General features: G+C 33.1%; 11 protein-coding genes. 9 read left to right on the plus strand and 2 right to left on the minus strand.

Going from position 1 to position 15,863, the window contains the following annotated elements:
• The first annotated feature begins 174 nt into the window (after window positions 1–174).
• From ruvB to LCI24_RS04975, 5 genes are read left to right on the plus strand one after another with little or no spacing between them, the layout of a single operon-like run.
• The gene (gene ruvB / locus LCI24_RS04955; RefSeq protein ID WP_274639427.1) at window positions 175–1,197 is read left to right on the plus strand and encodes a Holliday junction branch migration DNA helicase RuvB; all 1,023 of its coding nucleotides are present in this window, start codon (window positions 175–177) and stop codon (window positions 1,195–1,197) included.
• A gap of 15 nt (window positions 1,198–1,212) precedes the next feature.
• Complete coding sequence (locus LCI24_RS04960; protein WP_274639428.1) at window positions 1,213–2,511, plus strand: hypothetical protein; 1,299 nt, start codon at window positions 1,213–1,215, stop codon at window positions 2,509–2,511.
• A 20-nt stretch (window positions 2,512–2,531) separates the two neighbouring features.
• Window positions 2,532–4,262, plus strand: a complete 1,731-nt coding sequence (locus LCI24_RS04965; RefSeq protein WP_274639429.1) for a SulP family inorganic anion transporter — start codon at window positions 2,532–2,534, stop codon at window positions 4,260–4,262.
• Window positions 4,263–4,273: 11 nt separating this feature from the next.
• Window positions 4,274–5,683, plus strand: a complete 1,410-nt coding sequence (locus tag LCI24_RS04970) for an MBL fold metallo-hydrolase (RefSeq protein WP_121148008.1) — start codon at window positions 4,274–4,276, stop codon at window positions 5,681–5,683.
• A gap of 5 nt (window positions 5,684–5,688) precedes the next feature.
• Window positions 5,689–6,072, plus strand: coding sequence for a rhodanese-like domain-containing protein (locus tag LCI24_RS04975; RefSeq protein ID WP_274639430.1), 384 nt, complete (start codon window positions 5,689–5,691; stop codon window positions 6,070–6,072).
• 121 nt (window positions 6,073–6,193) lie between these two features.
• Here the strand turns inward: LCI24_RS04975 and LCI24_RS04980 are convergent, their stop codons facing one another.
• Window positions 6,194–6,721 carry a hypothetical protein gene (locus LCI24_RS04980; protein ID WP_274639431.1) on the minus strand — a complete coding sequence of 176 codons (528 nt, stop codon included), beginning with the start codon at window positions 6,719–6,721 and terminating at the stop codon, window positions 6,194–6,196.
• A gap of 197 nt (window positions 6,722–6,918) precedes the next feature.
• Window positions 6,919–9,288 (minus strand): TonB-dependent receptor, encoded by a 2,370-nt coding sequence (locus tag LCI24_RS04985; protein ID WP_274639432.1) that lies wholly within the window; start codon window positions 9,286–9,288, stop codon window positions 6,919–6,921.
• 492 nt (window positions 9,289–9,780) lie between these two features.
• Here LCI24_RS04985 and LCI24_RS04990 point away from each other — a divergent pair, with 492 nt between their 5' ends.
• From LCI24_RS04990 to LCI24_RS05005, 4 genes are all read left to right on the plus strand, one after another.
• Window positions 9,781–10,266 (plus strand): biotin/lipoyl-containing protein, encoded by a 486-nt coding sequence (locus LCI24_RS04990; protein WP_274639433.1) that lies wholly within the window; start codon window positions 9,781–9,783, stop codon window positions 10,264–10,266.
• Between the two features lies 1 nt (window position 10,267).
• Window positions 10,268–11,704 carry an acetyl-CoA carboxylase biotin carboxylase subunit gene (gene accC, locus LCI24_RS04995; RefSeq protein ID WP_274639434.1) on the plus strand — a complete coding sequence of 479 codons (1,437 nt, stop codon included), beginning with the start codon at window positions 10,268–10,270 and terminating at the stop codon, window positions 11,702–11,704.
• A 132-nt stretch (window positions 11,705–11,836) separates the two neighbouring features.
• Entirely contained in the window at window positions 11,837–13,378 is a 1,542-nt protein-coding gene (locus LCI24_RS05000; protein WP_274639435.1) for an acyl-CoA carboxylase subunit beta, read from the plus strand.
• A 290-nt stretch (window positions 13,379–13,668) separates the two neighbouring features.
• A complete protein-coding gene (locus tag LCI24_RS05005) occupies window positions 13,669–15,585 on the plus strand; it encodes a hypothetical protein (protein ID WP_274639436.1) in 1,917 nt (638 codons plus the stop codon).
• The last annotated feature ends 278 nt before the right edge of the window (window positions 15,586–15,863 follow it).

Raw genomic sequence — 15,863 nt, forward strand, 5'->3', positions numbered from 1 at the left:
TAGTAATATTGTATAGATCTCTTATTACTAAGGTATGGAGGTTATATATGGAGTTCATTTATTATTCACAATAACTACCACAACATTTTATAATATGTATCTTAGCATAAAAATATTAGCTAAGTAACTTATATTACAAAGCAAGCATCATATTTCAAGTATATTTGCAACAATATGAATGATAACCTAAACCCTGAAAGCACAAACTACTCAAATGAAGAATTAGATGTAGAAAAAAAGTTACGTCCGCTCTCATTTGATGATTTCTCTGGTCAAGATCAGGCAATAGATAACTTAAAAGTTTTTGTAGAGGCAGCGAATCAACGAGACGAAGCATTAGATCATGCCTTATTTCACGGACCTCCTGGATTAGGTAAGACGACTTTGGCTCATATCTTAGCTAATGAGTTAGGAGTTGGTATAAAAGTAACCTCAGGACCTGTGCTAGATAAACCTGGAGACTTAGCAGGCTTATTAACCAACTTAGATGAACGCGATGTTCTGTTTATTGATGAGATCCATCGATTAAGTCCTATAGTTGAAGAATATTTGTATTCAGCCATGGAAGACTATAAAATCGATATTATGATTGAATCTGGTCCAAATGCACGTACAGTTCAAATTAATCTTGAACCATTCACTTTGGTAGGAGCTACTACTCGTTCAGGATTGCTTACAGCGCCTATGCGAGCTCGTTTTGGTATTAGTAGTCGATTACATTATTACTCAACAGAATTACTAACAACAATTATTCAACGAAGCGCTTATATTTTAAAAGTGCCAATTTCTATGGAGGCAGCAATTGAAATTGCTGGTAGAAGTAGAGGAACCCCACGTATTGCCAATGCATTATTGCGTAGAGTACGTGATTTTGCTCAAATTAAGGGAGATGGCACTATTACTATAGAGATTGCTAAATATGCCTTAAAAGCATTAAATGTAGATGCACATGGTTTAGATGAAATGGATAATAAAATTTTATCTACTATTATTGATAAGTTTAAAGGAGGTCCGGTTGGAATAACCACTTTAGCTACGGCTGTAGCTGAAAACGCTGAAACTATAGAAGAGGTTTATGAGCCTTTTTTAATTCAACAAGGATTTATTATGCGAACGCCAAGAGGAAGAGAAGTAACCGATTTGGCCTATAAACACTTAGGAAGAATTAAAGGAACTAGCCAAGGAGAACTCTTTTAAAGTTTAGAATAAGCTATGGAAAATAAGTCTAATACAGAAACGAAAGGATGGTTGCAACGATTAAAAGATGAAAGTTGGGAAGCGGAATTATTGGTTTCTGCAATTGCAATTTTTGGTTCTTTCAAGCTCTTTGATATCATTGGTTGGCTTGCAAATTTTTTTATAGATTTTTTAAATCCTAACCAATATTATATAGGGTATTTCATTACTTTTTTTGGGCTAATAGCAGTAAGTATCTTAGCTTCAATGTTTGTAATACATTTCTTCTTAAGAGCTTATTGGGTGGGCTTGGTAGGCCTTAATTCAGTTTTTCCTGACTATAGTATAGAAGATAGCGCATATTCAAAAATTTACACAGAAAAAATACTTTCAATATTACCAAAACTAAAAGACTCAATACAAAAAGTAGACGAGTTATGTAGTGTAATTTTTTCTGTAGCGTTTACCTTTTTATTAATGTACGGTTACATGGCATTTTTTTCAAGTATTTACCTGTTATTGTTCAACCTACTTTCAGCGTATGTAAATACCTATATTCTTTTAATACCAGCTTTTTTAATTGCAATAAGCTTGATGTTACAATCAATAATTACTATGTTCTCTAATTTAAAGAAGAATAAAGAAAAAGAAAAACTACAAGTCTTAAATTTCAAAGTGGTAAAATTTGTGTCAATGATATCTTTTGGACCACTATATAAAAGTATTTTACAAGTATCAATGATATTTGGTTCAAATTTTAAGAAGAAAAAATCAATAGTTTATTTAATGTTGTTTTTCTTTTTTTCGGGAGTGGTTCTAGCAAGTATACAAATCCCGAAAACAAACATATTTTATCTAGTTATTTCAAACAAGCAGAACTTTTTCAATAAGTACAAAACGTATTCAGATTACTATAAAGACAGTAATAAATCTAATACATTTTTGCTAGCTCCTGAAATAGAGTCAAGTAAAATAGAGTCAAAAGTTGTAGAAGTATTCATACCCATATTTAAATACGAAAGAACGATAAGAGAAGAGATTTGCGGTGAATTTGAAGAAAAGACTGATGTATCAAAAATAATAGAAGATCAAAATCAAGCTAAATTTTTACTAGCCTGCTATAAAGAATATAATAAAGTGTCAATAGACGGAGAAATTATACCTATTGATTTTATAAGATATAACAATCATCCTAGAACGAAACAGGTTGGATTACTAGGATATATAAATATTGAAAATTTATCAGAAGGAGTTCATACTATTAAAATAGAGAAAAAAAGTATGAAAAAAAACTTTTTAGAATGGACAATTCCTTTTTATAAGATAAACAATTAAAGAACGTTTTTATAGAGTAAATGAATTTACTAAAAAAACTCATACCAATATTAGAATGGTTGCCTAACTATAAAAAATCGCAGTTAAGAGGTGATGTAGTTGCAGGTATAACAGTTGCTATTGTCCTAATTCCACAAGGTATTGCTTACGCATTAATTGCTGGATTACCGCCAATTTATGGATTGTATGCAGCTTTAATGCCTCAGTTAATGTATGCTGTTTTTGGAACATCTCGTCAAGTAGCAATTGGTCCTGTAGCAATGGATTCATTAATAGTAGCAACAGGAGTTTCTACCTTAGCACTTACAGGTTCAGAAAGTTACATCGCCATTGCAATATTACTCGCACTGGTAGTAGGAACAATTCAATTTTTAATGGGGATTTTCCGTTTAGGGTTTATCGTTAACTTTTTATCAAGACCTGTAATAACAGGATTTACTTCTGCCGTAGCTTTAATTATTGGACTGAACCAATTTAGAAATCTATTAGGAGTTGAGTTTGTACAGAGCGATCAAATTCATGTACTATTAGAAGATATTCTTTTTAGACTTAAATATTTTAAAACAAATACAACAATTATAGGCTTAATAGCATGTGCTATTATTATAGTATTTAGAAGAGTCAATAAAAAAATACCAAATGCTTTAATCGTAGTTATACTCGGTATACTAAGCATACGTTTTTTTGGAACACAGCTCTCCGATGTTGCCATTGTAAAAGACATTCCTTCAGGTTTACCAAAATTTTCAATGCCAGTAATTGATGTAGCTCTAATACGTGAATTGATGCCTATAGCAGCAACTTTAGTTATGGTAGGGTATTTAGAAACCATTTCTATCGGAAAAACGTTGGAAGCCAAACAAGACGAGTATAGAGTAAGACCAAATCAGGAGTTAGTAGCTTTAGGTTTGAGTAATATGGTAGGATCATTATTTCAGTCGTATCCATCAGCATCAAGTTTTTCTCGTTCGGCAATTAATGCAGAATCAGGTGGAACTACAGGAGTTTCAGCAATAGTTTCAGCAATTTTAGTAGTGTTTACATTACTTTTTCTAACACCTGTTTTTTATCACTTACCAAAAACTATTTTATCAGCAATTATTATAGTTGCAGTTTTTAACTTAATAAATGTAAAAGAAGCAAGAAGGCTATGGAAAGCTAATAACCTAGATTTTTGGTTACTCTTAGCTACTTTTTTAGCCACTATTTTCTTCGGAATTGAATACGGAATTTTAATCGGAGTAGTTTTATCATTAATTGTTTTAATTTTTAGAACCTCAAGACCCTATGTAGCTGAGTTAGGAAAAGTACCAAATTCAGATTTCTATCGTAATAAAAACAGGTTTAAAGAAGTTATTTTAGACGATGAAATTTTAGTTTTCCGTTTTGATGCACAATTATTTTATGCCAACTCTAACTATTTTAGAGATAAATTGGACGAAATGACAGGAGAAAAAGGGAAGGCATTAAAATTGATTGTATTAGATGCAGAGAGTATTAACAGAGTTGATAGTACAGGAATAGAGATGTTAAAAGAACGTATCGTTTATTTTAACAAACATAACATTCAATTTTATTTTGCAGGAGTAAAAGGCCCTGTAAGAGATGCCTTTTTTAGAGGAGGTTTATTAGACGTTGTAAGTTTAGATCACTTTTTTATGCGAGCCAATGGAGCCGTAAATTTTTATAAAACAGGAGATAATCAAAATCAGAAAAAATACGCGCAGTATATACACCAAGCGTATAAATAATATATAATATCATGAAAATAGAGCAAATTTATACAGGTTGTTTAGCACAAGGAGCCTATTATATTGAAAGTAATGGAGAAGTAGCAATTATAGATCCGTTACGTGAAGTTGATCCTTATATAAACAGAGCTGAAAAAGATGGCGCTAAGATCAAATATATTTTTGAAACTCACTTCCATGCAGATTTTGTAAGTGGTCATGTTACGCTTGCTGAGAAAACAGGAGCAACAATTGTATACGGACCAACAGCAAAAACAAATTATGAGGCTCATATAGCTACAGATGGGGAAGTGTTCACATTAGGAGATATTACTCTTACCGTATTGCATACTCCAGGACACACAATGGAGAGTACTTCTTATTTATTAAAAGATAAGAATGGAAAAAACCATGCAGTTTTTAGTGGAGATACCTTATTTTTAGGTGATGTAGGGCGCCCAGATTTAGCACAAAAAGCAGCAAACTTAACACAAGAAGAATTAGCAGGATTGTTATATGATAGTTTGCGCACAAAAATTATGACCCTTGAAGATGATGTAATTGTATATCCAGCACACGGAGCAGGTTCAGCTTGTGGTAAGAACTTAAGCAAAGAAACAGTGGGTACTATTGGAGATCAAAAGAAAACCAATTATGCATTACGTGCAGATATGACTAAAGAAGAGTTTGTAAAAGAAGTAACCGATGGATTATTACCTCCACCAGAATATTTTCCTTTAAATGTAAAAATGAATAAGGAAGGATATCAATCTATTGATGAAGTTATCAAGAGTGGAGCAAGAGCATTATCGGTAGCAGATTTTGAAAAAATAGCAAACGAAACAGATGCGTTGATTTTAGATGTACGTCATCAATCAGAGTTTATTAAAGGATTTATACCACAATCAATTTTTATTGGTTTAGGAGGAACATTTGCTCCATGGGTAGGTGCATTGATTAAAGATGTTACACAGCCAATTTTATTAGTTACTCCTGAAGGAGAAGAAGAAACAACTATAACACGCTTATCACGAGTTGGTTTTGATAATGTATTAGGGTATTTAGATGGAAGCTTTAATTCATGGAAAGAAGCAGGAAAAGAAATAGATACGTTACGTTCTGTTTCTGCAGATGTTTTAGCAGAAGCAATTACGAAAAAAGCACCTGTTTTTGATGTTAGAAAGCCAGGAGAATATGCAAATGAACATATTGTAGATGTACCAAGTACACCGTTAGATTTCTTAAACGAACATGTTGAAGAATTTCCAACAAAAGAAGATTTTTATGTACACTGTGCTGGTGGATACCGTTCAGTAATTGCAGCGTCTATTTTAAAAGCAAGAGGATTCCATAATATAATTGATGTTGCTGGAGGATATAAGGCTATTAAAGAAACTGATATTCCAAGAACAGCAACGGTATGTCCATCAACTTTAAAATAAGAATAATGATGAAGAGAGGTATATTTTTAGTAGGTTTATTTTTAATAGTGGTATTGTCGTGTAAGCCACAAACCAATGAGGCAAAAGATATCACGGTTGAAAACTTGCAGGTAGTTTTAGAAAACGAAGATAACGTACAGTTATTAGACGTCAGAACTCCACAAGAATGGGCAGAAGGAGTAATTAAGGATCCGATAAAAATAGATATTACAGGAGATGACTTTGAAGGAAAGGTTTTAGAAAAGTTAGACAAAACCAAGCCTGTATATATTTACTGTCGCTCAGGAGGTAGAAGTAAAAAAGCTACCGAACTTTTAGCTGAAAAAGGTTATGAAGCCTATAATGTTTTAGGAGGCTATTTAGAATGGACAGAGAAAAATAAAGAATAAAGAAAATCCCGGGTAGTATACTCGGGATTTTTTATGTTTCGCTATCGACCTTGTATAAGGTTAGTTATGTTGTTTAACTACCTAATTTAGCAAATCCACAAGGATTTTCGTAAGTAGGCTTTTATTGTTTTCTTTTTAATTTATTGATCCCAAAACATTTGTAATCTTTACCAAATGAAACATCAAAAACGGTTTCAATTTCATTTTCACTTATTTTTTTTACTGTCCATTTTGCCTTTCCATTAGGTACAAAGTTCTCAATATGTTCAGTTTCAAAAACTAATGTGTTCTCGTCAGAATCGTCGTTATTTAAAAAGTACTGATTATAGTATCCCTCATTATTAAATTGTCTGAAAACTATTGTTTTTCTACTTTTATCATAACTAATAAATCCTTTATCAAGATGATGTTCTCCCTTTGGTTTTTTCTCAGTAGGCTCAAAGTTAGACTCATTAATTACTTCTATGTAATTTCCGTTCATTACTAAATGAAAACTGGATTCAATTTTTGATTTATCATTCCCGAAACCAGTTCCAGTTCCAGTCCAATCTCCAATTATGAAGTCGATTTTTTCAAATGGATTTGTTTGAGCAAAAGATGTTCCAAAAGTCAGGATTAACCCTAAAATCAAAAGAATTTTTTTAGACATAATATTTTATTTAATCAATTTTATAAATTATTATTGAGTGTTTTTCAGTTTACACACAAAGTGATTAAGAATATAAGTTCGTTTTAACGACTTATATCCATCGATAGCGAAGTTAGTCTTTTATAATTTAATTTTCAAGAGCATAAAAAAACCGAGACAATTTGTCTCGGTTTTTTGTTTTTCTAGCATTTTCCCTCTTAAAATTTTAACGTTGCACCTACTAAAAAGTTTCTAGTAGCTTGCGGATAGTAACCTGCACCATCAACAGTAGTAGTTGTTCCTGGAGTAGTCCACGTATCGTCGTATGTATAATAATATCCTCTATCAACATATTCTTTGTTAAAAATGTTGTTTACTAACCCAGTAAGTACAATCGATTTAAAAATTTTGTTGGTTTTAATCTCGTACACAATATTTAAATCACTCGTAAAGAATCCTTTTAAAACATCTAAATCAGATACTCTACTATCTAGGTTACTCATAAATTGTTTTCCAACATATTTAGATAAGAAAGCAATTTGTATATTGTTAACTGGTCGATAAATCAATGCATTTCCAAAAATAATATCTGGAGAAAAAGTAATAGGAGTATCTCCTAAATTTTGTAATTCCCCATTAATTTCAGCATTGTAATCTCTATTAATATTTTTACTAAAAGCAATGTTAGGACGCATAGATACTTGTTCAGATAAGGTAATATCTGCATCAATTTCCAGTCCTAAACGATAACTACTACCACTAGAAGCACGTAAAGGTTCTCCAGTATTTGGGTCAATAGCACCGGTAAGAATTAACTGATTCTGATAATCCATATAGTATACGTTTGTATTTAATCGAACTGTTTTATTAGCCAAACGCCAACCTAACTCATAATCATCTAAGCTTTCGTGTTGAGAATTGCCACCTTCAAAATCATTTCTATTAGGTTCTCTGTTCGCTTTAGCGTACGAAGCATATAAACTATGTTCGTCATTTATGATATAGGTAAGTCCAAACTTAGGATTAAAGAAGTTATAATCTTTATCAACATCAATAGGAACTCTATCAGATGTCAATCCTTTCGTTTGATAATTTACAAACCTTCCTTGTACATCAACAAACGCTTTAAATTGTTCTGAAAGACTAAACGTAGCTTTAGAGAAAACACTCAAATCTGTTTTTTCAGAAGTACTATCGTAGTAATGGTCATTAATATTGGTATTTGGAGCCAAATCGCTTCCCCATATTACTTCTCCATAATGGTCGTTATTAAAGGTACTATAAGAAGCTCCAGAAATAATTTCTAGTTTATCATTTTTGTAAGTAGCATTCGCATTAGCAACATAAAAATGATTGTCTAACCATCTTCTAACAATCACATCACTACCATCTACAATTAAACCATCGTAGTCTTCAGCATCACTTCCTTCTTTAAACTGCTCGTAATATCCTTTACCACGCGTATAGTTTAAACCTATGTTGGTAGACCAATTCTCAGATAATTTTTCATTCCAGTGTAGTTGGTAGTGATCTTGCCAATAATTATCGGTTTCATTATCGTAGGTATACGGGTTTTGACGACGATCTTCTTTTAGTTCTTCAGGAGTTAAACCATACCAAGCTTGGTAGGTTCTTTCCTTTCCACCAAAAACTAAAGCTTTAATCAAGGTGTTATCATCGGTATAGCTACCTTGTAAGAAATACGATTTTAAATCGGTGAAAGCACGGTCAACATATCCGTCAGAATAAATGTTAGACAAACGTCCTGCGAACTCAAATCCATTATTTAATTTTCCAGTAGTAAATTTTACGGTATGCTTTCTTGTTCCGTACGAACCAAAAGCATTTGAAATCTCTCCACCAGCTTCTTCCGAAACGGCATCGGTTAAGATGTTTAAACTAGCTCCAAAAGCTCCAGAACCGTTTGTAGAAGTACCTACACCACGTTGTAATTGTAAACTTTGGGTAGACGAAGCAAAATCTCCCATATTAACCCAAAAAGTACCCTGACTTTCGGCATCGTTATACGGAATTCCGTTAATCGTAACATTTACACGAGTAGCATCCGAACCACGTACACGAATATAAGTGTATCCAATACCAGCACCCGCATCAGATGATGAAGTTACTGACGGTAAATAGTTTAATAATACAGGAATATCCTGCCCTAAATTACGTTTTTCAATTTCTTGTTTGCTAAGGTTAGAGTGTGTTACAGGTGCATCTGCTTTTACACGAACAGCAGAAACCAACACTTCGTCTAAAATAGCTTCATCAGAAATTAACTGAAATGTAAACTGTTGATTTTTGGTAATAACAACCTCTTGCAAAAGAGGTTTGAAACCAACATGAGAAACCTTAAATACATAAGTTCCTTTTGAAAGATTTAATGTAAAGTTCCCCTTAAAGTCGGTAGCAATTCCTTTGTTAAGAGAGGCAACAGTAACAGTAGCACCCACCAAAGGATTTTGGTTACCATCAACTACTTTTCCAGAGAAAGTAACCGTTTGTGCGTTTGCTGTTAAGGTTACAAATAATACGAGTAAAAAAGCTATTAGTTTTACTTGTGGTGGTTGTTTGAAAGACATCGGTCTCATTTTATAAAAAAACAAAATCGAATAAAAAGAGGTAATTATTCTTTAGTTAAACATTGAATAATTAAAATTTGTCATTACGAGGAGTTTAGGACGAAGTAATCTTTTCATCAATAAACAGGTTTCTCGTAACAATTGGTTTCCAAATGGCGATTATCGCCTCCCTAAACAGCATTACCTGTTCCAGGTTCGTTGGGTATGATCTCAGCCTATTTTTAACTATGAGTTATAAATGTTGAATTTTAAGTTAACGAACAACTATTCATTAAACACTAATAACTCAAAAAGGCACCCCTTTATGAGAACGATGCAAAGGTAAATATGAAATATGAATTAAGCGAGATAAATAGCGGGTTTTTCTAGGCTTGTTTATAAAAGAATAAGGAGTTATTAAGTAAGTAAAAAAACATTCTAATCAATTTATAGATTTAACTCATGCATTCCATCGTAAATTTAATATTTTAGTGGTGAAAATATCAGATATTTATGAGTAAATCTTTTAAAACGAGCGTTAATAAAACGCATGATTTTGACTTTACTGAAGCGCAAATTGAGACGCTAGATATAGTAGAAAAATCAAAAAATAACTACCATGTACTTGAGGGTAACCAATCGTATCAAGCTACCATACTTCAAACAAATTTCAACAAAAAAACATATACCATTCAAATCAACGGAAATACTTACGAGGTAAGTATTGCTGATGAATTAGATATGTTAATTGATGAGTTAGGTTTAGAAGTAGCTGCAGAGAAAAAAGAAAATGATATCAAGGCACCAATGCCTGGGTTAATTGTTTCTGTTGATGTTGAAATTGGTCAAGAAGTAAAAGAAGGAGATAGAATCTTGGTGTTAGAAGCTATGAAAATGGAAAATACCTTACAAGCACCGAGAGACGGAGTCGTAAAATCGGTAGCGATACAAGCAGGTGATAAAGTAGAAAAGAATACGGTTTTAATAGAAATGGAGTAATATGAAAAAGATATTAGTAGCAAACAGAGGAGAAATTGCCTTACGTGTTATGCGTACGGCAAAAAAGATGGGTATTAAAACGGTAGCTGTTTATTCGGAAGCAGACAGAAATTCACCACACGTAACTTTTGCAGACGAAGCAGTATGTATTGGTCCTGCACCTTCCAATCAATCATATTTATTAGGAGATAAAATTATTGAAGTAGCGAAAGAGTTAGATGTAGACGGAATTCACCCGGGATACGGATTTTTAAGTGAAAATGCAGCCTTTGAAGAAGCCGTAGCAAAATCAGGAATTGTATTTATAGGACCGAAAACCCATGCTATTGAAGTAATGGGAAGCAAATTGGCAGCAAAAGATGCAGTAAAAGCTTACGATATTCCCATGGTTCCGGGGATTGATGAAGCAGTAACTGATGTAGAATATGCCACGAAAGTAGCGAATGAAATTGGGTATCCGATTTTAATCAAAGCTTCAGCAGGTGGAGGAGGAAAAGGAATGCGTGTTGTTGAAAAAGAAGCCGATATTAAAGAACAAATGCAGCGTGCAATTTCAGAAGCAGAATCAGCTTTTGGAGACGGTTCGGTGTTTATAGAAAAATATGTAGGGTCGCCACGCCATATTGAAATCCAAGTATTGGCAGATGCTCACGGAAACGTAGTATACTTATTTGAACGCGAATGTTCGGTACAACGTCGCCACCAAAAAGTAGTTGAAGAAGCACCATCAAGTGTATTAACTCCAGAAATTAGAGAAGCCATGGGAGCCGCAGCAGTAAGAGTTGCGAAAGCCTGTGATTATTTAGGAGCAGGAACCGTAGAGTTTTTATTAGATGAAAACAAGAACTTCTATTTCCTAGAAATGAATACACGTTTACAAGTAGAGCATCCAGTTACCGAACTTATTACAGGAGTAGACTTAGTAGAACAGCAAATAAAAATAGCAAGAGGAGAGGAGCTATCATTCACCCAAGACGATTTACAAATTAACGGACACGCGCTAGAATTAAGAGTGTACGCTGAAGATCCGTTAGATAATTTTGCACCGAGTATTGGAGTGTTGGAAGTGTATCAACATCCGAAAGGAGAAAATATTCGTGTAGATGATGGTTTTGAAGAAGGAATGGAAATTCCTATTTATTACGATCCGATGATTTCTAAATTAATTACCTACGGAAATACGCGAGAAGAAGCTATCGAGCTAATGAAGCAAGCCATTAGTAATTATAAAGTAAAAGGAATAGAAACTACGTTGCCGTTTGGAAAGTTCGTATGTGAACACGAAGCTTTCACCTCAGGTAATTTCGATACTCATTTTGTAAAGAAATATTATACACCTGAGTTGTTAGAAGCAGGATACGAAAAGGAAGCAAAGATTGCTGCACAAGTAGCCTTACAGCAGTATTTAAAAGAGCAACGTATTTTAAAAACTTGTTAATACATAATGTGCGTTAGGGATTAAAGCGGCATCCTTTTGTTGTCAGTTCGAGTTTGCGAAGCAAGTATCGAGAACCAACAAAAGATATAGCGGAAAGCCCGACCCTTGGGGAACGCCCAAAAAAGAATATAGATGAAATCTAAAATAGAAGAATTACAACATAAAGTAACCGAAGCAAAATTAGGAGGTGGACAACAACGTATCGACCGTCATCATCAAAAAGGAAAATTAACCGCACGTGAGCGAATCGATTATTTCTTAGATGAAGGTTCTTTTGAAGAAGTCGGTATTTTGGTAACACACCGAACGACTGATTTCGGAATGGAAAATCAGAAGTTTTATGGTGACGGAGTGGTAACTGGATACGGAACTGTAAACGGACGTTTGGTGTACGTATTTGCACAAGATTTTACGGTATTTGGAGGTTCGTTATCGGAAACACATGCCGAAAAAATCTGTAAGATTATGGATTTAGCCGTAAAAGTAGGCGCGCCATTAATCGGATTGAATGATTCTGGTGGAGCGCGTATTCAAGAAGGAGTACGTTCGTTAGGTGGATATGCCGATATTTTTTATAGAAACGTACAAGCTTCGGGAGTCATTCCACAAATATCAGCGATTATGGGACCTTGTGCAGGTGGAGCAGTGTATTCACCAGCCATGACTGATTTTACCGTTATGGTAGAAAACTCAAGTTATATGTTTGTTACGGGACCTAACGTAGTAAAAACAGTAACCAATGAAGAAGTAACTTCAGAAGAGTTAGGAGGAGCAAGTACTCACGCAACCAAATCGGGAGTAACGCATTTAACGGCAGCGAACGATGTACAATGTTTGGAAGATATCAAAACATTGTTGAGTTATATGCCACAGAACAATCAAGAAACCACTGCAAAATTACCATTTGAATTAGGAGATGAAACTAGAGAAGAACTAGCCAATATAGTTCCAGATAACGCAAACAAGCCGTACGATATGCGTGCTGTAATTGACGGTATTGCTGATGCTGATTCATTTTTTGAAATCCATAAAGATTATGCTGATAATATCGTGGTCGGATTTGCGCGTTTAGGAGGAAGAAGTGTTGGGATTGTAGCCAACCAACCGATGAGTTTAGCAGGATGTTTGGATGTAAACAGTTCTAAAAAAGCAGCACGATTCACCCGTTTTTGTGATTGCTTTAATATTCCGTTATTGGTATTGGTAGATGTACCAGGATTCTTACCAGGAACCGACCAAGAATGGAATGCGATTATTACCAACGGAGCAAAATTATTGTATGCGTTGAGTGAAGCTACCGTGCCAAGAGTCAGTGTAATTACCCGTAAAGCCTATGGTGGGGCGTATGACGTAATGAACTCTAAACACATTGGTGCCGATATGAACTTTGCATGGCCTAGTGCAGAAATTGCGGTAATGGGAGCAAAAGGAGCGAGTGAAATTATCTTTAAAAAGGAAATTGCAGAAGCCGACGACCACGAAGCCAAATTAGCTGAAAAGGAAGCGGAGTATGCCGATAAATTTGCGAATCCGTATCGAGCAGCAGAACGCGGATTTGTAGATGAGGTTATTTTACCACAAGACACCCGTAGAAAACTAATCAAAGCTTTTGCGATGTTAGAAGGTAAAAAGGTAGAAAGACCGAATAGAAAACACGGGAATATTCCGTTGTAAGAAATAAAGAAATATCAATATTTTTAAGAGGCGCTTCTTTTTAGAAGCGTCTTTTTTTTATATAAGGTCTTGGTTGTACTTTGTTTAACACTACATTAATGATGAATAAAATAGCTTTTATGACTTAAATAGCTGGTTTTAAGGGTTTGTGTGGGTTTTAAATATATGTTTTTTTAGATTTATAAGAAATTATTAAAGTAACTAACATGTCTAATTATCTAGTAATAGTAACCAGATAAAACACATAGTTGTTCGTGTATAATGAGTAATTCACTATTAAGAAAAATATTATGAAAAAAACATTTCAATTATTAATACTTTGTTTATTCCTTTCATTTACTAGCTGTAAAACACTAATCAAGATAATAAACAGGTATTATCCACCTTTATCTACAACAGACCAGCAAATAATATCAATTGAACAAAATTTAGCATTAATAGATAGTATTAATCCTAATGTTGGAGTGCATATAAATAAGAATGTTTTAGACGAGTACTTACCAATTGAGATTAAGAAGTTAGCAGAAAATGCTTCTGATAAAACTATAGAAATAAGAAAATTTGAACCGAAATTATATTTCGAAAAACAAGCTATACAGATAAAAGCTGATTTTGTTTTTTACTTATCAGAATATGAGGTTTCTATTCAAGGAAAGTTGTTAGGTTTTTCCTCACTTTCTACAAATAGGGACTCTCTATATGTTAGAAATGCTTTCAAAACATTGAGTATAAAAAAAATAGAATTTAAAAATAAACCAACCTTAAAAGAAATAGTACTAGCTAAACTAATAAAACCAATTTTTGATAATTTTATAACCAACATCAATGGCGAAATGTTAAAAAAACCTTCTGTAGTCTATTTAGGATGGAAAGAAGCGTTAAAGTTTGATCCAAAAAATATATTTAAAGGACAGACAACCCAAGTAACATCATCAATCCAAATTATTAATAGATACTTAAAACATAGTTTAATTTTAGTAGATGAAGAAGGAATATCTATAATCCTAGAAATTAGTGATAAAAAAGAACCGTATAATGTTGATAAAGTTACTAATAGTACTAATACAATTGGAGTAAATAAGTTATTTAAAAAATATAAAAATGAGTTCAAAATTATATGGAATAGTTCTTTTGAGGAACTCAATAGAAATACGGAAATTTCTTTATCAATCAACAAATCAGTTTTATCCAGTATTTTTAATAAGGCATTCTCTAAAAACTTTCAAGTTTCAAGTAAACTAAAAAATAAAAAAGAAAAATTTAGTTCAAAAGTTGAAGTTGAAAAAAGCAAAATTAATTGCCAAAAAGTTAGAGAACCTTTTAAATATAAGCGTTACAAAAGAGATAAATGTGATTGGTCTTGTATGAAGACAGCTACTGTAGGAATTTGTCCACTATGTAAAAAAGTGAAAGTAGAAGATCCCGTTTGTGTAACGACTAGAACAGCTTGTAATGCTAAAGAAGAAACAAAAGTAGCAGCAGACAACTTAAAATATGAAACTGAAAGGGCAGCTCATAATGTTATTCAAGAAACAAAAGTAGCTGCTTGTGATGTTGTAAGAGAGGCAAATAATTTCTTAGCTTTAGGTAAATTAAGCGGACATACTTCAGGAATTGGAGAAGTAAATATAGATTTTAATAGATTTCATTTCAGTAACGATCTATCTAGTTTAGATATTTCCTACTCAGGAAAAGTTAACTACAAATTAAATTCAAAATTAAACATCCAGCCTATGGATTTAGGTTATGTATTTCTTTGTCAACTAAATTATTTTAAATCTACAAGTAGTAAAATATCTGCTGAATTAAAACAGCAAACTACAGCATTAAAATTAACAACAAAGAAAGAAGATGATAATTTAATAATCACAACCAAAATTGAACCTGTAAAATTTAAGGCAATAATTAATCCTAGTCCTTTACATGAAATGTTTAAAGACCCAAAGTTTTTTGGAAGTTGCTCTGTGTTTTATGGTTTTCTTGGATGGGCTTCAGGAACAGCTGCAATTGCTAATGTATTTGACTTTATAAAGTTATCCCCTGAAGCAGAGCTTATACTTATGGGCAAAGTAAATGGTCAGCATCAACTTGATAAAATTGAATCCAAAATTAAGCCAATAAAATTTAAAATTAATAGCGGAACTGATATGAAAGCTGACATTTATTGGAGTGAGAAATCAATTGATTTCATACATATAAGAGAATAAATAACTGTGGGTAATAGCGAAGTTTTTCTAAGCTCTTTTACGCAGAATAGTCTTTCAAAGTGATGAGAATTAGAGGATTTTCCTCGCATCGTTTTTCAGATGTTTTTAAATAAGGTTTAAAAATTCCTTGTAAAAGTGCCCTTTCTTTTGGTTCGTTTTCTTTGGACAAGCAAAGAAATAGAATATCCACAACCACACAAAAAAACGTCATTACGAGTGATAACGCAGTAATCTTTATGTTTATAGTTCAAAATAAACAGATTACTTCAGTCGTACCT

The organism is Tenacibaculum larymnensis (assembly GCF_028829235.1).
Classification (GTDB): domain Bacteria; phylum Bacteroidota; class Bacteroidia; order Flavobacteriales; family Flavobacteriaceae; genus Polaribacter; species Polaribacter larymnensis.

Excerpts from the sequence above, each read along its gene's own strand:
- LCI24_RS05005 (WP_274639436.1), top strand. The coding sequence starts at position 13,669 with ATGAAAAAAACATTTCAATTATTAATACTTTGTTTATTCCTTTCATTT.
- LCI24_RS04965 (WP_274639429.1), top strand. The coding sequence starts at position 2,532 with ATGAATTTACTAAAAAAACTCATACCAATATTAGAATGGTTGCCTAAC.
- LCI24_RS04990 (WP_274639433.1), top strand. The coding sequence starts at position 9,781 with ATGAGTAAATCTTTTAAAACGAGCGTTAATAAAACGCATGATTTTGAC.
- LCI24_RS04960 (WP_274639428.1), top strand. The coding sequence starts at position 1,213 with ATGGAAAATAAGTCTAATACAGAAACGAAAGGATGGTTGCAACGATTA.
- LCI24_RS04985 (WP_274639432.1), bottom strand. The coding sequence starts at position 9,288 with ATGTCTTTCAAACAACCACCACAAGTAAAACTAATAGCTTTTTTACTC.
- LCI24_RS05000 (WP_274639435.1), top strand. The coding sequence starts at position 11,837 with ATGAAATCTAAAATAGAAGAATTACAACATAAAGTAACCGAAGCAAAA.
- ruvB (WP_274639427.1), top strand. The coding sequence starts at position 175 with ATGAATGATAACCTAAACCCTGAAAGCACAAACTACTCAAATGAAGAA.
- LCI24_RS04980 (WP_274639431.1), bottom strand. The coding sequence starts at position 6,721 with ATGTCTAAAAAAATTCTTTTGATTTTAGGGTTAATCCTGACTTTTGGA.
- accC (WP_274639434.1), top strand. The coding sequence starts at position 10,268 with ATGAAAAAGATATTAGTAGCAAACAGAGGAGAAATTGCCTTACGTGTT.
- LCI24_RS04970 (WP_121148008.1), top strand. The coding sequence starts at position 4,274 with ATGAAAATAGAGCAAATTTATACAGGTTGTTTAGCACAAGGAGCCTAT.
- LCI24_RS04975 (WP_274639430.1), top strand. The coding sequence starts at position 5,689 with ATGATGAAGAGAGGTATATTTTTAGTAGGTTTATTTTTAATAGTGGTA.